The organism is Nitratireductor indicus C115 (assembly GCF_000300515.1).
GTDB classification, from domain to species: domain Bacteria; phylum Pseudomonadota; class Alphaproteobacteria; order Rhizobiales; family Rhizobiaceae; genus Nitratireductor; species Nitratireductor indicus.
The window spans coordinates 24,849-45,017 of record NZ_AMSI01000007.1 but is presented as its reverse complement, the minus strand read 5'-3'; the positions used below and the strand labels follow the sequence as shown (position 1 = coordinate 45,017).

Sequence of the window (20,169 nt, the reverse complement as noted above, 5' to 3'; positions counted from 1 at the left end):
CCTGCGCTTTCTCAATTCAAGGAGTGAGAACCGATATGTCAAACCCAATTGCGCGACTGCACCATGTGCAAGGGATCACTGTGATGAATGCCGTGTTTCTGGCAGCCATGTTGTGGCCGGTCCAGCCGGGTTTGACGGCGGAGCCGGAAGCTGCAGAAAAAGCCGTTCTGCCGCGCATTCTTTCGGCGGTCTCGATAGAACTGCTCGATGAATATAATGGTGCGGAACGCGCTGTGCTGATGACGGGGGCGAATCCGGATGAACCATCGGCGGATCTGGCGATCATGGCGGGTGTGCCCGACAAGCGAGCGGGCAAAATCCTGTTTACGGTACGCGGCATTGCCTTTTCCGGGCCGATGTCAGGGCAAACTCCCTATCTCGAACGGGCATCCAACGGCAGCTTGTTGATCCAGTCCATGCAGACGGCAATCGGCCGCTCTCCCTGGGAGGAAACGCTGACGGTGGCGGCGCGCAACGGGGCCATTCTTGTCGCGGGCTTTACCAGAAATAGCTGGGACCGGATATCGGGTGCTGGCAGTTCGTGCGACTGGAACCTTTTGTCCGGAAAATGGGAGCTGAGCTACGATGTGCCGGTTGAGGGAAGCGACGAATTGCGCAGCGTGCGTAAAGCAGGCCGCAAGGAGCAGCGTATCGAAGTCCAGGATTGGCCGGCGCTTTCCACGGATGTCACCGATTTCTGTTCTCCCGAAGAATAAGGCGTCGCGGGGAGGGGGCAATACGGGGCTCCCTGAAGGGCACCCGGAAAAGCACTATTCCTAGTGCTGGTGTACTAGTCGATCCGTCGCAATTGATCGGTGCCGACCGAACATGTTTGCCTCAAGCTGGAAGTCTGCTCCGCGTCCCGGCTGCGGCGATGCCGGGATTATACTCTGCCGCCGCCGAATTCAGGATACGCTGCCGGAGCAGATCATTCCGCAGCAGGATCGTTTTGAAAATCCCAGGGTGGTAGTGTTGTCAGGTTTTTTTAAGTTCGCGAAGAAACGGCTGTTTTCGTCGGGACTCCTGCTTCTCGCGCTGCTTGCGGCACCGCTTGACGGGCGGGCCAATACCAACGGCTTCGACAAGTACGGGCCATTCTTCTTCATTTACGAACAACCGCAGATGCTGATCTATAGCGGGCAGGTCGGCGCCAATGACCTGCTCAATCTCAAGAAAGCGCTTCGGGAACACCCAACCATTACGACCCTTATTCTCAAGGACAATCCCGGAGGTCTGGTCCATATCGGCCTGGTGATCGCCGAGGAAATCTATGAGCGAGGGCTCGACACCTATATTCCAAAGGACAGTTTCTGTGCGTCCGCTTGCTCCTTCGTGTTTTTTGCGGGCAAGAACCGCATCGCCGAAGGGCGTCTGGGCGTGCATCAGATTTCCGCGCCCGAGATGAACGGCTCGCAGGCGCAGTTCGGCGTTTCCGATATCGTTGCGACCCTTCCCAAATATGGGGTTGCTGCCGATGTTCTGGGCATCATGTTCCGAACCCCACCGGACGATATGTATTTCTTTTCTCCGCACGAGATTACCAAATACGGGATCAACCGGACAGGGCAGGCTTATGTTGCGCGTGCCGAACCGGTGCCGGCCCCCGCTCCCGCGCCTTCCCCGACCAATCCTCCGGAGCGTCAGGTACGGGCGGCTCCGCCCGCGCCGCAACAGCCGGCTGCCGCGCAGCCGCAGCGGGTGACGGATGAGCAGCGGGCCGTGAATGCTGCTGTGCTGATCATTCAGGCAGGTAGCGCCTCCGCAGACAAGGCTATGGAGTTCACCCGCGAATTCTACGCGGACCAGGTGGAGTATTTTAAGCGGAAGGTCTCGAAGGACGAGATTCTTGAGGACAAGAGAGCGTATTTTTCGCGGTGGAGCAGACGCGAATTCAATGTCCACGAGGAGTCCCTGCATGCAAAGTGTCAGAAGGCCATTTGCGCCGTGATCGGGACCTACGATTATTATGTCTCAAGCCCCGAGCGCGGGAAGGAGACAAGCGGGACGGCCGAGTTCTCCTATATTCTCGATTTCAGCGATCGCCTGCGCATCGTGCATGAGGACGGTGAAGTGGTGCGACGGTGAGAATGACGCCATTTAATTATTCATAGAGATAATATTTGCCTCTTGCGGGTTCTTCCGGCTGCTGCCAGAACCGGGACCAGGATTGCAGAAGAGGCCTCCCATGAGCATACCCACGAGCGAGACCCGCCGTAAGCCCGGCCGTCCCAAGGATGGCGAGGACATGCGCGATGCAATCCTCGATCAGGCGGAAATCGCCTTTGCGGAGGCCGGTTTCGCGGGGACGAAGCTGCGCGACATCGCCGGAGCGGCGGGAGTCAATCAGGCCCTCATCCGCTATTATTTCGGCACCAAGGAAGACCTCTTCGACGAGGTTTTTCGTCGGCGTGGTGGGTTGATCTCGGGCGCGCGGCATGTGCAGCTCGATCAGCTTCTTGCCCGTGGGAAACCTCTTCAAGCCACTGAAATCATTATGGCTTATCTGCGTCCGCAGTGGGATATGAAGCATAGCGGTCCGAACGGTGCGGCATTCGTGAAACTGCAGGCGAGGTTGCATGCGGAGCCGGAGGAGCATGCCCTGCGTTTGCGCAGAGAGGTCTATGACGCCTCGGTCAAGCGCTATATCCAGGCGCTGTCGGAGGCGTTGCCGGATGTTCCCCGTCCGATCCTCAGCCTGCGTATGGCATTTCTCGTGGGCACCTATCTTTTTATGCTCAACGATCTGGGCCGCCTCAACGATCTCACAGATGGGCAAATCGGCGAAATCGATCGGGAGTCCATGCTGCGCGCGCTTGTCGCCTTTCTCGCTGCGGGGCTTGCCGCTCCGGTCTCCTGAGAGGTGGTTCCGGCTTTTGTGCGGAAGAAGAAAATTATTCAGGCTTGTAATTATACAGAATTGTAATTTATCCTCGGGCCAGCTTTCCAACCCGAGGTCCAATTTCATGAGGCATTTCCGCGTAGGTCAGATCGTTCCAAGTTCGAACGTGACGATGGAAACCGAAATCCCAACGCTTTTACGGGCGCGCGAAAGCGTGGGCGACGAGCGCTTCACCTTTCATTCCTCCCGCATGCGAATGAAGCATGTGACCAAGGAGGAGCTGGCGGCGATGGATGCCGACAGCGACCGCTGCGCCCTGGAGCTGAGCGATGCGCGTGTGGATGTGATGGGCTATGCCTGCCTCGTCGCCATCATGTCGATGGGGCATGGATATCACTGTGTCTCGGGACCGCGTCTGCATCAGGTGTCGGTCGACAACGGCGCGCCTGCGCCTGTGGTGACATCTGCCGGTGCCCTTATCGAGGGGTTGCGGGCCATGGGCGCACAGCGCGTGGCGGTGGTCGCTCCCTATATGAAGCCGCTCACCGAAATGGTGGTGGAGTATATCCGCAACGAGGGCATCGAGGTCAGCGATTGGCGGGCCCTGGAGATTTCCGACAATCTCGCCGTTGCGGCGCATGATCCGATGAAGCTGCCGGAGATTGTTTCCGGAATGAAGACCGACGATGTGGATGCGGTTGTGCTGTCTGCCTGTGTGCAGATGCCTTCTCTTCCGGCCGTGCCGATGGTTGAAGCACGAACGGGAAAGCCCGTCGTCACCGCCGCCATCGCCACCACATGGCAGATGCTGCGTGCGCTGGGGGTGGAGACCAGGGTCCCGGGCGGCGGCACGCTGCTTTCCGGCGCTTATTGAGGGGGCTCAGATGACACGCGGTTACAACGTTCATGCCAATGGCATCCGCCAGCATCTGCTTCATTATCCGGGGAAGGGGCCAGCCATGCTGCTCATTCCCGGTATCACCTCGCCCGCAATCACCTGGGGGTTTGTGGCCGAGCGGCTTTCGGAGCGTTTCGACGTGCATGTGCTCGACGTGCGCGGGCGCGGCCTGAGCGAGGCTGGCGATCTCGATTATACGCTCGATGCGATGGCGGACGATGCGATTGCCCTGGCCGAAGGTATGGAGAACCCCATTCTTCTCGGTCATTCCATGGGGGCTCGGATTGCGATCCGTGCCGCCGCTCGCAATTCCGGCCCGATCGGTGGCCTCGTTCTCGTCGATCCGCCCATGTCGGGACCGAACAGGCGGCCTTACCCCGCCAACTGGGCCTGGTATGGAGATTCGATCCGGCTTGCCCAGAAGGGGTGCGGCATTGAGGAGATGCGGGCCTTTTGCCCGACCTGGACAGACGAGCAGGTGGCGCTGCGCGCCGAATGGCTGCACACCTGCCAATGGGGTGCCATCCGCATCGCCTTCGATGGTTTTGCAACGGATGACATTCACGCCGACATGCCCAAAATCACGTTGCCGACGCGGCTGGTGATTGCCGGCGGCGCCACGGTGGTGCTGCCCGAGGATGAGGCGGAGGTCCGTGAGCTGATGCCTCATCTCGAAACGCGCCGCGTGGACGGCGCAGGCCACATGATCCCCTGGGATGACCTGGAGGGTTTTCTTGCAGCCGTCATGGATTTCCGAGCCGACTGAACGACAGACCAAAATGGGAGCGATCCGATGGATCATGCGAGTTTCACCGAAATCTGCCTGCATCAGCTCAAGATGTCCGGTGTTCACGAGGGCGAGAAGCTCGTCGTGCTGACACAGGGCAGCGACCGCCTCGACTATGCCGACGCCTTCATGGCGGCGGGACAAAGGCTCGGTGCGAGAATGTATCACATGCGCCTGCCGGCCCCTCTGCCAACCGGAGGCTGGAATGTCGGGGTAACCGGCCTTGCAGCGCTGCCGGATGCCGTCGAGGCCTTGAAGAATTGCGACATGCTGATCGACTGCGTGTTCCTTCTGTTCTCGCCGGAACAGTTTGCGATCCAGGCCGCCGGAACGCGTATTCTGACGGCGGTGGAGCCGCCCGAGCTTCTTGCCCGGATGCTGCCTTATCCCGAGCTGCGCGAAAAGGTGGAGATCGCTGCCGCCATGCTGGAAAAGGCCAATGTGATGCGGATCACCTCGCCGCATGGCACGGATGTCACCTACAAGCTCAACACCTATCCCACCATGGCGGAATATGCCTGTAACGACACGCCCGGGCGCTGGGATCACTGGCCGTCCGGCTTTGTCTTTACCGGTGGGGACGATGATGGCGTCGACGGGCAGATCGTCGTTGCGCCGGGGGACATCCTGCTGCCGCAGAATATCTATGTGCGCGAGCCGATCATCTACACCATCGAAAAGGGCTGGATCACCGACATCCGGGGTGGGCTCGATGCGGAACTGGTGAAGTCGTATATGGCAGACTTCAAGGATGAGCGCGGCAAGGGCATGAGCCATGTCGGCTGGGGCATGAACCCGCAGGCCAAGTGGCATCGCATGGTTCCGGGAGAATTTCCCGGAGGAATGGGCATGGAACCGCGCAGCTTCTATGGGAATGTGATGTTCTCAACCGGTCCCAACAATGAGCTGGGAGGCCCGAACGATACGGCCTGCCACCTCGACATCCCAATGCGGGGCTGCTCGCTTTTTCTGGATGACGAACCGGTGGTGGTTGACGGCGATATCGTCGTCAAGGAAATCCAGATGAAGCGCAACTGACTTTTCAGGACGGCGGCTCTTTCGGGGCCGCCTTTTTTCAGGGGGAACAAGAATGACGCAAGACAAGGTCTATGCGGCGGCGGGCTTCGGCCAGGCCGTTCCGCGTGGACGAAGACCGGCTGTTCTGGTGGTGGACTTCACCTATGGCTTCACGGATACGGCCTATCCCACCGCAGTGGACATGACGGCAGAGATCGCCCAGACGCGGCGCATCACCGATGCAGCACGCGCTGCCGGGTTTCCGGTCGTCTACACCACGATTGCCTATCACTCCGGTGAGGTCGACAAACTGCCCTGGCTCCGGAAGGCTGCTGGAATGGCAGCACTCATCGAGGGATCGCGGCTGGTGGAGATCGATGCGGCGACCGGTTCCGATCCCTCGGATGCGGTGATCGTCAAGAAAGGGGCTTCCGCCTTTTTCGGAACCGGACTTGCAGCACTGCTGACGGGGGCAGGGGTGGACACACTCATCGTCACCGGCGCGACAACTTCGGGCTGTGTGCGGGCAAGTGTCGTCGATGCGGTGCAATCGGGCTTCAACGTGCTCGTTCCGCGTGATTGTTGTGCCGACCGCGCGGCAGCGCCGCACGAGGCAAATCTCTACGACATGGATCAAAAATATGCGGACGTAACCGATGCCGCGGATGTGTTGCAATGGTTAGGCGGGCTTGCCGGCAAGACCGAGGCCCAGGGGGGTAGATCATGAGTTATTTTCCACGCTGGCCGGTGGCCCGCAGCGAGACGGTCCTGCCCGAGCAGCGACTGCCATGGGCGGCGACCGTTCCGATGGGCATACAGCATCTTGTGGCCATGTCGGGTTCGACGATCCTCGGGCCGTTGCTGATGGGGTTCGATCCCAATCTGGCGATCCTGTTTTCGGGCATTGGCACGCTGATCTTCTTCATCTGCACGGCAGGACGGGTGCCGAGTTACCTTGGATCGTCCTTCTCCTTCATTGCCGTGGTGATTGCCGTGACAGGCTATGCAGGGACTGGTCCCAACCCGGATATCGGGCCGGCCCTTGGCGGTATCATCGCCGCCGGTGCGCTCTATGCCCTGATCGGCGTCGTGGTGATGGTTACCGGAACCGGCTGGATCGAGCGGCTGATGCCGCCGGCCGTCACGGGTGCCATCGGGGCGGCCATCGGGCTCAATCTTGCGCCCGTGGCCGTGCAGGGAACGCAGGGCACCGGACCTCATGTGATCGTGGCGTTGCTGACGCTGTTCTCTGTCGCGGTGATTTCCACCTTCGGTCCGCTGGCGCTGAGGCGTGTATCGATCCTGGTCGGCATCGCTATCGGCTATGTGGCGGTTCTCGTGATGGGTAACGGTATGGGGCTCCTGCCTCCGGTGGATTTTTCGGAGCTTTCTCAGGCGTCGTGGTTCGGCATGCCCGCATTCCGCAGCCCCGAATTCGTTCCCGAAGCGATGGTGCTGATCGCGCCGGTGGCGCTGATCCTGGTCGCGGAGAACCTCGGCCACATCAAGGCTATCGGCGCAATGACCGGCCAGAACATGGACCGCTTTATCGGCAGGGGCTTTCTTGGCGACGGCATCGCCACGATGGTTTCGGGGTCGGGCGGCGGAACGGGCGTGACCACCTATGTGGAAAACATGGGCGTGATGGCGGTGACGCGGGTCTTCTCCACCCTCGTCTTCGTTATCGCTGCGCTTGTGGCGATCGGGCTTGGATTTTCGCCGAAGTTCGGTGCGTTGCTGCGTACCATTCCAGCGCCGGTTCTGGGTGGTCTGGCCGTGGCCGTCTTCGGCCTTATCGCTGCGGCGATGATCAGGCTCTGGGTCGATAATCGTGTCGATTTCTCGGAGCCGCGCAATCTGTTCACCGTCGGTATCACGCTGGTCTTCGGTTCAGGGAATTTCACGCTCAATATTGGCAGTTTCGCACTCGGCGGTATCGGAACGGCCACTTTCGCCGCACTCATCGTCTATCAGGTGCTGAGTATCGGGCGCGGGAGAGAAGCGCAGGGCAAACCTGTCATCCATTGACGATCGGAACTTCAGAATGGCCCCTTCAAGGGGCCATTCCTCTATACGCCGCTGGTTTGCCTGCGGCGTGTCCCGGCAATCGCTAATCCCTATAGCGCCTGGGCGATGTGGAGACCGCACGAGAGGCAGCCGTGACGCCGCGCGTAAGCGCTTGCGAAAGGTCCTCACCCCGTGCAAGGGCTGCCAGAAAACCGGCGTTGAACGTATCTCCGGCCCCCACCGTGTCGATGACCCGAACGGAAGGGGCGGATGCATGAAATCGCTGGCCATTCGCATAGGCAGAGGCACCGGCTGCGCCCTGCTTGATGACAATCATATGCGATGAAGCCTTGCCCTGGGTAAGCGCGGCTGCGGCTGCGTCGGGGTCGCCCTCGCCGGTGATGGCGGCAGCCTCGACCTCGTTCAGGAGCGCGATGTCGGCTTGATCGAGCCATTCCTTGACGAGGCGCATGGTGGGCTGTTGCCAACCTTCGGGTGGCCAGCCCGGATCGATTGCGGTTTGCCAGCCTTTTGCGTGAAGGGCGTCGAGGAGTTTACTGGTACCCGCGCGCAAGCCCGGCATCAGGAACCCGCCGGACACAAGTGCAAAGGCGGGGCCGGAGGGGGCATCGGGCAGGCGTGCAACAAGGTCTTCGACGCGCGCCATGTCGAGATGGCCGGGCGTGGTGAAGAAAGCCCGGTCGCCGCCCTTGTGAACGATGCCGACGGTGAGCGTTGTAGGGCAGTCGTCGACGATCCAGAGGCTGTGATTTTTGCTGAAGGCATCACGCAGCCAGGCTCCATTCGGGTCGTTTCCGGTGGAGGCGATGAACAGATGGTCGACGTCCAGGCCTGTCAGCGCAAGGGCGCTGTTACCGGCAGAGCCGCCGGGGCGCATCTCGCTGCGTTCCACCATGATTTCCGTGCCGACCACCGGCCAGCCATCGATCTCGCCCAGGACGAGATCGACATTGGCGTTGCCCAGGACGAGGATTGCAGGCGATGGGTGCATGGAATGCCCATTCAAGGGACGGCCTGCACCTTCACGAAGGTCAGGCCCGTCCGGTATCGGGTCAGGCTGATTTGCGAGCGACCACAGGCACGTAGTCTTCCAGTTCGGGAGCGGGGAAGCGGACGGTCTCTCCCGTCTCCGCAGACCGGTAGAGGCCCATCAGGATCTCGACGACGGCAAGCCCGTCATGGAAGGTCTCGAGCGGCGTCTCGCCCTTGCGGAAGCACTCGACCATGTGGCGGTTCTCGTCCGTATAGCCATAGACCCCGGCCTCGTCTTCGAGAACCGGCATCAGGCCCTGTTCGGCATTCTGCTTCTCCACAAGGTCCTCGCCCTCGTCGCCCGTGACGGCGCGCGACATGAAAATCTTCAGGCCAGTGGCGAGCGAATTGAACTCCATCGCATATTCTGGGCCGAGTAGCTCAAGCTGTATGCGCAATCCCGCACCCACATAGGCCCAGGAGGTGGTGGCCTCGATCATCAGCTCGTTGCCGTCCTCATCTTCCAGTGCCACCACGCCGCGGGCGAAATCCTCGGACGGGCGATTGCGATAGTCGACTTCCTTGCCGAAGCGCTCGCGCAGTTGATCGGCATAAGCAGGCCGCGTCCATTTCAGATTGGCTACGGTGCCGTTGACTGATTTGACCTTGAGCGAGTTGCGCGCCGCGCCGGGCGCCGTCAGAAGGTGGCGGGCGACCTCGACCGAATGGCACATCATGTCGGAGAGAACGCCACCACCCTGCTTGTCGCCCTGCCAGAACCAGGGTTCATGCGGACCGGAATGCTCCTCGGCGGCACGGGCCAGATAGGGGCGGCCGGTGGTGGAGGCGGCCCGGCGCCACACGATTTCCTTGCCGCGCAAGACGGGCGTGGCGAAGACCTGGTTTTCAAGATAGCCGTGGTTAAGGCCGGCATCCTCTGCCAGATGCAGCATTTCGCGTGCTTCAGAAACTGTCCGGGCAAGGGGCTTTTCGCAGGCAATCGCAAACACCTTGGAGCGCCCGGCCTTCACCTCCGCATGGATGGTGCGCATGATGTCGAGGCGTGTGTGATTGGGCGACAGAACCCAGATCGCGTCGATATCGTCGGCCTGCAGCATGGCTTCCAGCGTTTCATAGCTGCGGCAGTCGCCCATGCCGAGTTCAGTGACGGCATCCACGAAGCGCTGGCGATTGTCGGCGCTGCGGCTGTAGACGCCGGTCACATCCACATTGCGCACGCCGACCATCGACTTCAGGTGAAAATGCGCGATGAAGCCGGTGCCGACAAACCCGATGCGCAGCCTCTGCCTCGTCTGTTTGGTCATATCTCATTTCCTCGTGGCGTTTCGATTTCTTGTTGGGGCGCCGTGCTTTCGCGCAGCATCAGCGTTGTTGGCATCATCACACGCATGTCGGCGGGCTTGCCGCCGGCGATGATGTCGAGAAGGACGGTCATGGCCTTGCGCCCGATATCCGCGCGCGGCTGGCTTACCGTGGTGAGCGGGGGGAACATCGCCTGGCTCAGATAAATATCGTCGAAGCCGACGACGGAGACATCGCGGGGCACATCGAGGCCGCTGCGGCGCAATTCGTGGATCGCACCGAAGGCCATTTCATCGTTGGCGCAGAAGATGGCGCTCGGCCTGTCCACAAGGGAGAGGAGCGCGCGGCAACCGTCGCGCCCGCCCTGGAGAAGATAATCGCCCTGCTGCTCATAGCCTGGGGGAATTTCCAGCCCGGCTTTGCGCATGGCCTGCTCATAGCCCTTGTGGCGCGCCTCGGCCATAGGCTCGCCCCTGGGGCCGGCAATGTGCGCGATGCGGCGATGGCCAAGCGACAGGAGGTGATGCACGGCTTCGCTGGCCGCCGCCGCATTGTCGATCTCGACATGGGGAAAGGCGGAGCCTTCTATGCGCTCCAGTGCGACCACGACAGGCAGCTTGTCGAGTTTGAAACGGCTCGAGGGCAGTTTGCCCGTCATGAGCACCATGCCGTCGGCATTGCCATCGCGCAGCATGTTGAAGTAGTCGGCCTCGCGTTCAGGGTCGTTTTCCGTGTTGCCCATGAGAACCGAGTAGCCAGCTTCACGGGCTGCCGCTTCTGCGCCCTTCAGAACTTCCAGATAGAAGGGGTTGCCGATGTCGCGCACCACCATCAGCACGGTCATGGAACATTGCCGGCGCAGATTGCGGGCGCTGACATTCGGCCTGTAATCCAGGGCGTCGGCTGCTTCCAATATGCGCGAGAGCGTCGGCTCGGCCACAAGGCCGGTGCCCGACAGAGCGCGCGAAACCGTGGCGGGCGAGACGCCCAGCCTTTGGGCGATGTCCTTCATCTTGGGCTGACGGGAGTTCATGTGCGCATGGCCCTTCCTCGGCCATAAAACAACATCAGCACGAGAAGGGTGGCGCCGAAGATCATCTGGCGTCCCGATTCCTCGATGTTGATGGTGGTCAGGATGCTTTGGAGCACCACCAGCATGACCGCCCCGGCCATGGTGCCGGTGTAGCCGCCCTTGCCGCCGGCAAGCGAGGTGCCGCCGAACACCACGGCGATGATGGAGGGCAGCATGTATTGCTCACCGACATTGGCGAAGGAGGAACCCGAATAGCCGAGCAGGCAGATGCCTGCGATGGCAGCAAAGACGCCGGAGAGGACAAACAGCAGGATGCGGATCCTCGCTGCCGGAACGCCGGCCATGATCGCGGCGTGTTCATTGGAGCCTATCGCGTAGATGCGCTGGCCGAACACCGTACGCCGCAAGAGGAACGCCATCAGAAGGCCTACGGCGATCCAGAGCCATATGATGCCAGGCAGGCCGAAGAGGACGGGTTGGGTGACGAATTGCGACAGGACAGGAGCAGCGCGCCCGGAGGGGATGCCGTTGCGGATCACCACGAGCAGTCCTTGCAGAACGCCGAGCATGCCGAGCGTCATGACCAGAGGCGGGATGCGTAGAAGCGTGACGCCCAGTCCGTTGAGCAGGCCGAAAAACGCTCCGGCCACGATGCAGCCGGCAATGGCGAGCGGAATGCCGGCATCAGCGCCGTTCATCAGGTTTCCGGCAATGATGGCCGACAGGGAAATGATGCCGCCGACCGACAGGTCGATACCCTCACGTCCACCCAGAATGACGAGGTTCTGGCCGGCGGCGACGATGCCGAGCAGGGCAGCCACGATGAGGAGCCGCAGAATCTGCTGCATCGAGGCGAAGCCCGGGCTCAGCTGTTCGCCGAGGACAAGAAGGACTGCGATCAAAAGAAGCGCGATGGCAAGCGGCTGCCGGAAAAGGGGCGGAATGCCGTTCATCGCCTTGTCCTCCGTCCCACGAGAATGCCGGCCATGAGGGCAATCAGGATCGCCAGACCCTGAACGAGGTTTTGCCACTCGGACGGGGTGCCCACGAAATAGACCAATGAATTGATGAGGCCGATAATGAGTGCGCCGAAGACAGAGCCGACCACTGTGCCGAAGCCGCCGGACAGCGCCGCACCGCCAAGAACCACGGCCGCGACCGAAAACAGGGTCATCTTGCCGCCCACCAGCGGATCGCCGCTTGCTGTGTCGCCGGTGATGCAGAAGGCGGCGAGCGCCGCGAACAAACCGCATAGCGCATAACCCTTGATGCGGATCGCGGTGACGGGAAGGCCGCTCTGGAAGGCCGATTGCGCGTCGTCACCGACGGCCAGAAGCTGGGTGGTGAGCCGTAGCCGCGCCATGAGGTAGAGAACAAGGGCAAGCAAGAGAACCGCATAGAAGACGAAGGGCACCTCGAAGAAGCGACCGCCATAGGTGCGCCAGAAGGCGGTTGGCGCGGGTAGGCCGGCCACCGGCAGGACCCAGAGAGCGACGCCGGTGAAGAAGATCGATGTGGCGAAAGTGGCGACGATCGCCTGAAGACGCAGAGCGGCGACGACGAGACCGTTGATGAGCCCGCAGGCAAGGCCGACCAAAAGCCCGGCGGCCATGGCCGCGAAAATGGACACTCCACCTCCGCCCCATCGCTCCATCAGCACGACGAGAACCACATTCACCAGCGAAACGATGGCGCCCACGGAAAGGTCGATGTCGCCCGCATAGACGACATAGGTCTGCGCGATGGCAAGCAGCATCAGCGCCAGATAGGTCTTGGTTAGACCGGTCAGGCCGATCAGGCTGACGCTGCGCGGCTGGTAGAGGCCGTTCAAAGCGAGCAGCACGAGCGCGATGACAAGTGCCGGCAGAAACGGATAACGGGCAAGAATGCGTGCCATCATGCGGCCCCAAAGGCAGCTTCGTAGGCGGCCTGGTAGAGATTGTAGCGGGTGCGGTCCTCGCCGGTGAGCTCGCGGACAGGCCTGCCGCCGTTGAAGACGAGAATGCGGTCGGCATTGGCCAGAAGCTCCGCATCCTCCGAGGAATAGAGGATGATCGCCATGCCGTGCGCGGCAAGCTCTCGGATCAGAGCAAAGAGATCGGCCTTGGCGGAGAGGTCTATACCCTTGGTGGGATCGTCGAGAAGCAGGATGTCCGGCCTGTCGATCAGCCAGCGGGCGATGACCACTTTCTGCTGGTTGCCGCCCGACAGGGAATCGATGGGATGGGAAAAGCCGGCGAAGCGGGTTTTCATGGCTGAAATGGCAGGTTCGGCCGCCTTGCGCAGCGCGCCCGGTCGCACCAGTGCAAGGCGTCGGCGCAGGAAATGGATCGGCGTGACGTTTTCCAGAATGGAGCGGCCCGTGATGACACCATCGCGTCTGCGGTCGCCCGACACATAGGCGAAGCCTTGACGGATTGCCTCGGCGGGGGTTGCAATTCGCACCGGATGCCCGGCCAGTGAGACAGTCCCGGAAACATATGGATTTGCACCGAAAAGCGCGCGCAGAGCCGCCGATTGACCCTGGCCGTGAAGGCCTCCGAAACCCAGGATTTCACCATGTTTCAGGTCGAAACCCACATTTGCGAAGCCAGGGCCTGACAGCCCGGACACCGCCAGTGCGGTTTTGCCGGCATCGGGTGCGGGAGCAGGGGCGCTGGCGGAAGCCAGTTCCTCCTTCTCGCCAACCATCAGGCGGATGAGGGCAGGTGGCTGGGTGTCGGCAATGGCCATGGATGAGATGGTTCTGCCGTCGCGAATGATTGTCACACGGTCGCCGATGGCGAATATCTCGTCCATGCGGTGGGAAATGAAGACGATGGTTCTGCTGTCGTTTTTCAGTCCGCGCAATATTTCGAAGAACCGGTCCACCTGTGCCCGATCGAGCGCGGAAGTGGGCTCGTCGAAGATCAGGATCGGGGCTTCGCTTGCAAGGGTTTTCATGATTTCGACAAGCTGGCGCTGATCGGCGCGCAGCGTATCGACCGGCGCATCGGCGGCAAAGCCTTCGCCCGTCACCCCATCGAACAGGGCAATGTAGCGCGCGGCGCGATCTGAAAGGGTCGCCCGGTCGATAAACAATCCGGCCTTCATCGGAAGGTCGGACAGGCAGATATTCTCCTCAACCGTGCGGCGGGCGGCGAGGCTGAGTTCCTGATAGAATATGCCGATGCCAAGCGTTCTGGCGGCCTGCGGGCCGGATATGGCGACGGGTTTGCCGTCAATTTCAACACGGCCGGAATCCGGGCGGACGCTGCCTGCCACAATCTTGCAGAGCGTGCTTTTGCCTGAACCGTTGGAGCCGATCAGCACATGCACCTCGCCCGCCTCGAGCGTGAGGTCGCCATGGCTGAGAGCCACCGTTGCGCCGTAAGTCTTGCTTACGTCGCGAAGAACCAGCTTCGACATGGAATGCTCCTTCCCGAGGAAACCGGCGGCGTCAGCGCGATGCTTTGCCGCCGCCGGGAAATTCTGCTTCGGGAAATCTTATTTGAAGAGTGCTTCTGCGTCTTCGATGGAAAGCTGGCTGGTGTAGGAATAATAGCCGGGCTTGCCTTCGACCTGCTTCACAGCCTCATCCAGATTGGAAGAATCGATGAAGGGGATCGGCAGGTACATGGCGTTCTTGTACTGGCCGGCCGTGGCGGGCTCCTTCAGTTCCTTGCCCTGAAGCATCAGTACGGCGACATTGAGCGCGGAGGCCATGACGCCGGGAGGGTTCACCGACGCGCCGGAATTCAGCTTGTCCTTCACCCAAAGGTCGATGAAGTCCTTGCGGATTTCGCCGGTTGCAGCGATATCGCCAGTCTTGCCCGCATCGATGATGGATTTCCACGCGCCAGCCGCCATGCCGTCCTGAACCCAGACGCCCTTGATGTCGGGATAGGTGGCGAGCAGGTTCTGCATGGCCTGCTGGCCTTGCGCCTGGTCCCAGTTGGCGTTGACTTCGTTGACGACCTTGATGTCGGGATAGTTTGCGAAGACCTCGCGATAGCCGGCGACGCGCATCTCGTTGGCCGGATGACCGGCAACACCGTTGATGGCGACCACATTGCCTTTGCCGTCGAGCGCCTTGGCGAGCCATTCGGCACCTGCGGCACCCCATGCCTTCTGGTCGATGCCCACATAGACGGCATCGGGCGAAGAAACCTCGGCATCGGTGGAGATCACCAGAATGCCGGCTTCCTTGGCTTGCGCGAAGACAGGGTCGAAGGCGGTCGGGCTGTTGGGATTGATGATGATGGCATCGACGCCTTCATTGATGAAATTGCGAACATGAGCGATCTGGCCCGGCACGTCGACATTGGCGCTCTGCACCACAACCTCGACATTTACGCCCTTGTCTTTCCAGGCCGCTGCGGCCGCCTGGGCCTCCTCGATCATCTGGGTGCGCCATTCGGAGCCGACCCAGCCGTTGGACAGGCCGATCTTGAAATCTTCCGCATTGGCGGAAAAGGCGGTCACGGCGATTGCCGCAACCGTGGACATGGCAAGTGCTGCAAGTTTCTTCACGAGGCTTCCTCCCAAGTTGGTTCTGAAATGGAACCATACAATGAAATCGATTTCAATACGGCGTTGTGAAGGAATTTCGAGGTAAGCCATGTCGACATGGGAAGCGAGCATGCGCCTGCCGGGAAGGCAGGTCAGCTTGTCTTCACCCATCTTTCACGCGATAGGCACGTCCTTTGAGCAGAGAATAACAGGGGAAGCAGAGTGCGGCGTGGGAAATCTGCGTGCCGGTTGTGAGCCGTGACCAAGGCCTAAGCGGAGAAAACGTTGAACTGGAAAGCCATGCTGAATATGCAGAAAAGCCGATTGCCGATAAGCGTGGAACCGTCAGGTGCGCGGGGATGGAGACGGCTGGATTGTCGCGGGCGCTTGCCGAAATTTTGTGTCCGCGAGCATTGTATAGTTATTTCAGCGCTGATAATTATAAATTGATGTTTTTGTGGCGGAATTTTCAAAGTTGAAATCGAGTAATATTATTCGTCTATCTTTATTTTATTTAAATCGATTATTTAAAATGAAGCATGTCTTCTCCAGTTTCGGCTGCTCGAATTATTGGGAAATTCTCCTCCGAAGAGACATATGGCAGTTGAAACCCATGCCTGGAGGAAGCCGGTGAGACGTATCGCGTTTCTCGTTTTTCCGAATTTTCAGGCGCTCGATCTGGCCGGTCCCCTTGATGTTTTTGCCGAAGCGAACGGGCTCGTTCCCGCCGACGATCGCTATGAGATTGTGGTTATCGGTCCGACCCCTGACATTCTTCAGGCGTCCAATGGCATGCAGCTTGTTCCCGATATTTGTGTCGGTGCGGCTGGGGACCAGTATGAAACGATACTCGTGGTCGGTGGGCCGGATGTTCCGACCTCGCAACCCGACAAGCGTCTTGTTTCGTATTTATGTGAGCAGGCTTTGCATGTGCGGCGTTACGGCTCGATTTGCACGGGCGCTTTCTATCTGGGTGCAGCCGGTCTTCTCAACGGAAAAAAGGCGACCACGCATTGGCAAGCCGCACCTCTTCTTGCAAAAAAATTCCCCAGTGTGTCGATCGATCCTGATCCCCTGTTCATTTATGACGAACCGCTCATCACCTCCGCCGGCGTGACGGCGGGCATCGATCTGGCGCTTGCCCTTGTCCAGCAGGATTTCGGTTCGGGCATTTCGCTCGCGGTGGCGCGCAAACTCATCGTCGTTGCGCATCGTCTGGGCGGTCAACTGCAATACAGTCCGAGCCTGGTGGTCTCCAAGAGCGGCAATGAGAAGATCGAGCGGTTCAAGACCCATGTGGAACGGAATATTCGCGACGAATTGTCGAACGCGGCCCTGGCACGTGCGCTGGGGATCAGCTTTCGGCATTTGAGCCGTCTCGTGCAGGATGAAATGGGCATCACGCCCATCGAATATATCCGCAGAGCGCGGCTCGATACCGCGAGGGAGGTTCTTGCCAATACGAAACTTCCCTTGAAGGTCGTTGCCCATGAAAGCGGGTTCGGTACGGTGGAGAAACTCTCCCGAGCCTTCAAGACCCGATTTGGTGTGACGCCGATCCAATACAGGAGCAGTTTCGGTTCCTGACGGGCTCTTCCTGAATTCCGGGCAAGACCCCTTTTCAGAGGCCTTGCCCGGGCTCGGGAGGCGGCGTGATATTCGCCGTCGGGAGAGCAATCAGATTGAGCCTTCCTTTTCGATGACGAGGATGCGGGCCTCTCCAACAGGTTCGGCGTATTGCTCGTTGCTTTGATGTTTCCCAAGAGCCCTTGAATGTTTGTCTTATCCCGCGGGGCCTGGTTCTGCTGCCGGAGCCGAAGCCGGGCGCGGAGGGAAATAGGTGTTGCTTGCAAGTGCCTGCAGGGTGGCGAGCAATACGAAACCGAGAAGAGCGGTTGCCAGGGCAAGGGTTCCCACTGCCAGGAACTGGATGGTGGGGTGTTTTTCCGTCTCAGCCAGGATCAGGAGACCTTGCGCCAGTGTCGAGATACCGAAGGTGTAGGCCCAGTATCCCGGTGCAAAAGGCTGTTCCCGCAACCAACGGAAGGACATGATCACCGTCACTGTGATGAACAGCGAGTATCCGAGAAGTATGTAGATGACGGGGATCGAAGCCTGGTTGCCCGAGAGGACCTGATACGCGACGAGCGCGACGACGGGGGGTGCCATGTAGATGCCCATGAAATTGCGCGTCTTGGCAGGCAGCATGCCCGTCACGAGCTGCTGTTTGATCACGGAGTCGAGAACCAGCCAGGAAATCGCCCCGATGCCGAAGAGCACCCATCCGTAGAGGATGTAGCCAAACACGCCCGCTGCAATGGCATTCACCAGGACGCTGGCCGCGTAGATCAGGAACAGGTTGGGCGTGGTCTGCTCAGGCGTGCGGTTTTCGACCCACATTCTGGACAGGCGATAGGCGCCGTAGAGCAGATTGGTCGCGGAGCCGAGCCAGAATGCCGCAAGGGCGACGGGGTGATTATAGGGGTGCAAGGCCAGTGAAATCAGGATAATCGATTCAGGGATGAGCGCGATGAACGAAGCCTGGATCGGATCGCGAAACTCTTCGCGAGCAGCAGCGGTCTGGGAAATCCATTTGTTGAGGAAAAGACCTCCCCAGACAAAAAACGATAAGACAGCCAGAACCTGGAAGATTTCTCCGACAATGCCCGGAGCATTCAACGCGGCGGTCGCGTTTCGCCAGGCATTTCCGGTCTCTGCAAATCCTAGTGTCATCGCGAAGAAGGAAGCAGGGATAATTGGAAGTTTCTTGAACACTATTCGCAGTCCTTGTTCGACAGCATCACCGACCGATTTGATCTCGGTTTCTCTTTCATTTGCTTTTGGAATTATTTGAATTTAACGGCAAAAGATGCAGGTGCCGCAACGTGGCCGCACCCGTAAAACAAGACAAACAACCGACATTTCTGGCCGGTGAGTGAGGCGTGCGAATGCGCCGGATGAGGTCATTTGCAGCATGCCGGAAGCGCAAACGGAAAAGCCCGCTCTTCTTTCGAAGAGCGGGCCTTGGATACACGGAAGGAGCGTCAGCCCCTGTGGTTCTGCAGGGCGAAGTCGATGCGCCTGGATATCATTGGGGCATCGGGTGTTCGGCGCAGACCGTCAGCTGGACGATATGCAAAGCTGTCTTTGCTGGCCAAGGCCTTCAATGCCGAGTTCCACCACATCGCCGGCCTTGAGATAGCGCTGGGGGGAGAGGCCCATGCCGACGCCCGGCGGCGTGCCGGTCGAGATGATATCGCCCGGATGCAGGGACATGAAATCGGAGAGGTAGCTGACAAGCTCCGCAACCCCGAACACCATCGTCCGGGTGGAGCCGGACTGCATCGTCTCGCCATTCACCTTCAGCCACATGGAAAGGTTCTGAGGGTCGGCAACCTCTTCGCGGGTCACGAGCCAGGGGCCGGTCGGGCCGAAGGTGTCGCAGGATTTCCCCTTGGTCCATTGTCCTTGGCGCTCATTCTGGAAAGCGCGTTCGGAAACATCGTGAAGGACGCAGTAGCCGGCCACATGCTCGAGTGCGTCTTCCTTGCTCACATGCTTTGCGGTCTTGCCTATGACGATGCCGAGTTCCACTTCCCAATCGGTCTTGGTGGAGCCCCGCGGGATGACGAGATCGTCATCGGGACCGCAGATCGCGCTGGTGGCCTTCATGAAAACGATCGGCTCCGTGGGTACGGGCAAGCCGGCTTCGCGCGCGTGATCGCTGTAATTCAGCCCGATGCAGATGAATTTTCCCGTGCCTGCGACACAGGGGCCGAGCCGCTGTTTTTCCGCGATGCGGGGCAGGGAGGATGCATTGAGTGCTGCCAGAGCCGCGAGCCCTTCGGGCGAGAGCGTTTCACCGGCAATGTCCGCGATATGGTTGGAGAGATCGCGCAGATCGCCATCGCCGTCGATAAGGCCGGGCTTTTCGGCACCGGCTGCGCCAAAGCGTACTAGTTTCATCGTGTTTTCCTATGGTTTCAGATCGTCCAGCCGCCGTCGATGACATAGGCCTGGCCGGTGGTGTAGGTGGCCCCGGCCAGATGCACGACGAGATCGGCGATTTCCTCGGCAGTCCCCAGCCGCCCCATCTGTTGGCGGCCCACGAAGGCCTTGCGGGCGGCTTCGTAGTCGCCGGTCGCTTCAAGCCGCTGGCGCAGCGACGGGCTGTCCACGGTGCCTGGGCAAATCGCATTGCAGCGAATTCCGCTGCCCACATAGTCTGCGGCGACGGATTTGGTGAGCCCGATCACCGCGGCCTTGGTGAGGCCGTAGACGCATCGATTGGGTGCACCCTTCACGCTCGATACGACTGAAGCCATGTTGATGATGCTGCCATTACCCCGGTCCAGCATGCCGGGGAGCACGGCCTTGATGGTGCGGATCATCGCCTTGACGTTGAGGTCCATGGCAAGGTCGATATCTTCGTCGCTCGCCTCGATCACGGTTCCGTTGTGAACGATGCCGGCGCAATTGAAGAGAATGTCGATCCTGCCGATCTCCGAAACCAGCGCGGCGATGGCATTCATGTCGCGGACATCGAGCAGGTGCGGTTCTATGGAGCCTGTCTGCCGGGCCAACGCCGAGAGGCTTTCTTCATTGATGTCCGTGGCGTGAACCGTTGCACCGGCTTCGGCCAGGGCGTGGGCGCTTGCAAAGCCTATTCCCTGTCCCGCTGCGGTGACGAGGGCGGTCATTCCAGTGAGTGAACCCATTTTCCATCCTTCATCGTCTTGAGGGGCGGCCGTCGAAATTGGCTATTGACTCGGCGCAGCCTT

20 protein-coding genes are annotated in these 20,169 nt (G+C 60.3%); 10 read left to right on the top strand and 10 right to left on the bottom strand.

What is annotated here, in order from left to right; translation table 11 throughout:
* Positions 1-35 precede the first annotated feature (35 nt).
* The 8 genes from NA8A_RS11460 to NA8A_RS11425 all read left to right on the top strand — a co-directional run bounded on the left by NA8A_RS11460 (position 36) and on the right by NA8A_RS11425 (position 7,569).
* Positions 36-716 (top strand): hypothetical protein, encoded by a 681-nt coding sequence (locus tag NA8A_RS11460; RefSeq protein WP_177203393.1) that lies wholly within the window; start codon positions 36-38, stop codon positions 714-716.
* A 253-nt stretch (positions 717-969) separates the two neighbouring features.
* Positions 970-2,085: a COG3904 family protein gene (locus NA8A_RS11455; RefSeq protein ID WP_240532782.1), complete on the top strand. Its 1,116-nt coding sequence runs from the start codon at positions 970-972 to the stop codon at positions 2,083-2,085.
* A 100-nt stretch (positions 2,086-2,185) separates the two neighbouring features.
* Positions 2,186-2,857 carry a TetR/AcrR family transcriptional regulator gene (locus tag NA8A_RS11450; protein WP_009450441.1) on the top strand — a complete coding sequence of 224 codons (672 nt, stop codon included), beginning with the start codon at positions 2,186-2,188 and terminating at the stop codon, positions 2,855-2,857.
* A 106-nt stretch (positions 2,858-2,963) separates the two neighbouring features.
* The gene (locus NA8A_RS11445; protein WP_009450440.1) at positions 2,964-3,713 is read left to right on the top strand and encodes a maleate cis-trans isomerase family protein; all 750 of its coding nucleotides are present in this window, start codon (positions 2,964-2,966) and stop codon (positions 3,711-3,713) included.
* 10 nt (positions 3,714-3,723) lie between these two features.
* Complete coding sequence (locus tag NA8A_RS11440) at positions 3,724-4,503, top strand: alpha/beta fold hydrolase (RefSeq protein WP_009450439.1); 780 nt, start codon at positions 3,724-3,726, stop codon at positions 4,501-4,503.
* Between the two features lie 27 nt (positions 4,504-4,530).
* Positions 4,531-5,562, top strand: coding sequence for a 2,5-dihydroxypyridine 5,6-dioxygenase NicX family protein (locus tag NA8A_RS11435; protein WP_009450438.1), 1,032 nt, complete (start codon positions 4,531-4,533; stop codon positions 5,560-5,562).
* Positions 5,563-5,614: 52 nt separating this feature from the next.
* Entirely contained in the window at positions 5,615-6,268 is a 654-nt protein-coding gene (locus tag NA8A_RS11430) for an isochorismatase family protein (RefSeq protein ID WP_009450436.1), read from the top strand.
* Positions 6,265-7,569: a solute carrier family 23 protein gene (locus NA8A_RS11425; RefSeq protein WP_009450435.1), complete on the top strand. Its 1,305-nt coding sequence runs from the start codon at positions 6,265-6,267 to the stop codon at positions 7,567-7,569. The genes NA8A_RS11430 and NA8A_RS11425 overlap by 4 nt, the downstream gene beginning before the upstream one ends.
* Before the next feature lie 82 nt (positions 7,570-7,651).
* On the opposite strand, the gene NA8A_RS11420 is transcribed toward NA8A_RS11425, so the two are convergent.
* From NA8A_RS11420 to NA8A_RS11390, 7 genes are all read right to left on the bottom strand, one after another.
* Positions 7,652-8,560 (bottom strand): carbohydrate kinase family protein, encoded by a 909-nt coding sequence (locus tag NA8A_RS11420; protein ID WP_009450434.1) that lies wholly within the window; start codon positions 8,558-8,560, stop codon positions 7,652-7,654.
* A gap of 61 nt (positions 8,561-8,621) precedes the next feature.
* Entirely contained in the window at positions 8,622-9,866 is a 1,245-nt protein-coding gene (locus NA8A_RS11415) for a Gfo/Idh/MocA family protein (RefSeq protein WP_009450433.1), read from the bottom strand.
* Entirely contained in the window at positions 9,863-10,897 is a 1,035-nt protein-coding gene (locus NA8A_RS11410; RefSeq protein ID WP_009450432.1) for a LacI family DNA-binding transcriptional regulator, read from the bottom strand. The genes NA8A_RS11415 and NA8A_RS11410 overlap by 4 nt, the downstream gene beginning before the upstream one ends.
* On the bottom strand, positions 10,894-11,850 hold the full coding sequence (locus NA8A_RS11405; RefSeq protein WP_009450431.1) for an ABC transporter permease: 957 nt from the start codon (positions 11,848-11,850) through the stop codon (positions 10,894-10,896). Before NA8A_RS11405 ends, NA8A_RS11410 begins: the two co-directional genes overlap by 4 nt.
* A complete protein-coding gene (locus tag NA8A_RS11400; RefSeq protein WP_009450430.1) occupies positions 11,847-12,797 on the bottom strand; it encodes an ABC transporter permease in 951 nt (316 codons plus the stop codon). The genes NA8A_RS11405 and NA8A_RS11400 overlap by 4 nt, the downstream gene beginning before the upstream one ends.
* Entirely contained in the window at positions 12,794-14,305 is a 1,512-nt protein-coding gene (locus NA8A_RS11395; RefSeq protein WP_009450429.1) for a sugar ABC transporter ATP-binding protein, read from the bottom strand. The genes NA8A_RS11400 and NA8A_RS11395 overlap by 4 nt, the downstream gene beginning before the upstream one ends.
* A gap of 78 nt (positions 14,306-14,383) precedes the next feature.
* Entirely contained in the window at positions 14,384-15,409 is a 1,026-nt protein-coding gene (locus NA8A_RS11390) for an ABC transporter substrate-binding protein (RefSeq protein WP_081581947.1), read from the bottom strand.
* 221 nt (positions 15,410-15,630) lie between these two features.
* Between NA8A_RS11390 and NA8A_RS25105 the strand changes: the two genes are divergently transcribed.
* Both NA8A_RS25105 and NA8A_RS11385 read left to right on the top strand, forming a co-directional pair.
* Positions 15,631-15,867 (top strand): hypothetical protein, encoded by a 237-nt coding sequence (locus tag NA8A_RS25105; RefSeq protein WP_143088037.1) that lies wholly within the window; start codon positions 15,631-15,633, stop codon positions 15,865-15,867.
* 151 nt (positions 15,868-16,018) lie between these two features.
* Positions 16,019-16,975: a GlxA family transcriptional regulator gene (locus NA8A_RS11385; protein ID WP_040672501.1), complete on the top strand. Its 957-nt coding sequence runs from the start codon at positions 16,019-16,021 to the stop codon at positions 16,973-16,975.
* A gap of 195 nt (positions 16,976-17,170) precedes the next feature.
* On the opposite strand, the gene NA8A_RS11380 is transcribed toward NA8A_RS11385, so the two are convergent.
* The 3 genes from NA8A_RS11380 to NA8A_RS11370 form a co-directional block, all read right to left on the bottom strand.
* Complete coding sequence (locus tag NA8A_RS11380; protein WP_009450426.1) at positions 17,171-18,163, bottom strand: SLAC1 family transporter; 993 nt, start codon at positions 18,161-18,163, stop codon at positions 17,171-17,173.
* Between the two features lie 345 nt (positions 18,164-18,508).
* A complete protein-coding gene (locus NA8A_RS11375; protein ID WP_009450425.1) occupies positions 18,509-19,354 on the bottom strand; it encodes a fumarylacetoacetate hydrolase family protein in 846 nt (281 codons plus the stop codon).
* 17 nt (positions 19,355-19,371) lie between these two features.
* Complete coding sequence (locus tag NA8A_RS11370; RefSeq protein ID WP_040672446.1) at positions 19,372-20,106, bottom strand: SDR family oxidoreductase; 735 nt, start codon at positions 20,104-20,106, stop codon at positions 19,372-19,374.
* Between the last annotated feature and the right edge of the window lie 63 nt (positions 20,107-20,169).

Coding starts and splice junctions, on each gene's coding strand:
- NA8A_RS11460 (WP_177203393.1), top strand. CDS start 36: ATGTCAAACCCAATTGCGCGACTGCACCATGTGCAAGGGATCACTGTG.
- NA8A_RS11450 (WP_009450441.1), top strand. CDS start 2,186: ATGAGCATACCCACGAGCGAGACCCGCCGTAAGCCCGGCCGTCCCAAG.
- NA8A_RS11445 (WP_009450440.1), top strand. CDS start 2,964: ATGAGGCATTTCCGCGTAGGTCAGATCGTTCCAAGTTCGAACGTGACG.
- NA8A_RS11440 (WP_009450439.1), top strand. CDS start 3,724: ATGACACGCGGTTACAACGTTCATGCCAATGGCATCCGCCAGCATCTG.
- NA8A_RS11435 (WP_009450438.1), top strand. CDS start 4,531: ATGGATCATGCGAGTTTCACCGAAATCTGCCTGCATCAGCTCAAGATG.
- NA8A_RS11430 (WP_009450436.1), top strand. CDS start 5,615: ATGACGCAAGACAAGGTCTATGCGGCGGCGGGCTTCGGCCAGGCCGTT.
- NA8A_RS11425 (WP_009450435.1), top strand. CDS start 6,265: ATGAGTTATTTTCCACGCTGGCCGGTGGCCCGCAGCGAGACGGTCCTG.
- NA8A_RS11420 (WP_009450434.1), bottom strand. CDS start 8,560: ATGCACCCATCGCCTGCAATCCTCGTCCTGGGCAACGCCAATGTCGAT.
- NA8A_RS11415 (WP_009450433.1), bottom strand. CDS start 9,866: ATGACCAAACAGACGAGGCAGAGGCTGCGCATCGGGTTTGTCGGCACC.
- NA8A_RS11410 (WP_009450432.1), bottom strand. CDS start 10,897: ATGAACTCCCGTCAGCCCAAGATGAAGGACATCGCCCAAAGGCTGGGC.
- NA8A_RS11405 (WP_009450431.1), bottom strand. CDS start 11,850: ATGAACGGCATTCCGCCCCTTTTCCGGCAGCCGCTTGCCATCGCGCTT.
- NA8A_RS11400 (WP_009450430.1), bottom strand. CDS start 12,797: ATGATGGCACGCATTCTTGCCCGTTATCCGTTTCTGCCGGCACTTGTC.
- NA8A_RS11395 (WP_009450429.1), bottom strand. CDS start 14,305: ATGTCGAAGCTGGTTCTTCGCGACGTAAGCAAGACTTACGGCGCAACG.
- NA8A_RS11375 (WP_009450425.1), bottom strand. CDS start 19,354: ATGAAACTAGTACGCTTTGGCGCAGCCGGTGCCGAAAAGCCCGGCCTT.
- NA8A_RS11370 (WP_040672446.1), bottom strand. CDS start 20,106: ATGGGTTCACTCACTGGAATGACCGCCCTCGTCACCGCAGCGGGACAG.